This window comes from Mesorhizobium sp. M5C.F.Ca.IN.020.32.2.1, from assembly GCF_004023105.1.
Taxonomy (GTDB): domain Bacteria; phylum Pseudomonadota; class Alphaproteobacteria; order Rhizobiales; family Rhizobiaceae; genus Mesorhizobium; species Mesorhizobium wenxiniae.
Genome location: NZ_RZSX01001641.1, coordinates 1 through 490, shown reverse-complemented (window position 1 = coordinate 490; position 490 = coordinate 1). Strand labels below are relative to the sequence as shown.

1 protein-coding gene is annotated in these 490 nt (G+C 65.5%); it reads right to left on the bottom strand.

What is annotated here, in order from left to right:
* Positions 1-62: 62 nt before the first annotated feature.
* On the bottom strand, positions 63-490 hold a 428-nt coding region (locus tag EOA86_RS37915; protein WP_281035755.1), incomplete at its 5' end, for a molybdopterin dinucleotide binding domain-containing protein.

Sequence of the window (490 nt, the reverse complement as noted above, 5' to 3'; positions counted from 1 at the left end):
CCATCACCATCCCCCCCCCCGCCCACGCAAAAACGGCCGGATGGTTATATCGTTCCGACACTTCACTTCGCTGCGCGCAGCCAGACCTTATTGTCGTGGAACGCAGCACCGCCATAGGGCGCCGGCGCGTCGGCGCCGGTCAGGACGTTGATGCCCTCGCCGCGCTCGTGGGCGCTGTTCGGCCAGATACCTTCGGCGATTACGACGCCGCGCCTGATGCCTTCGAACAATCTTGCGTGCAGCACGACTTCGCCCCGCGCATTGCCGATCTCGACGCGGTCGCCATTGGCCAGCCCATAGGCTGCCGCATCGTCCGGATGCAAAAGCAGTTCCGGCCGGCCCTCCTTGGCCTTAGACACCGGCGTCTCCGAAAAAGTCGAGTTGAGGAAATTGCGCGCCGGCGAGGTGGTCAGCCGGAACGGATGCGCCGCATCCGCCACCTCGATCAGCTCGACGTGGTCGGGGAATTCCGGCAGGCTTGCCACCGGCC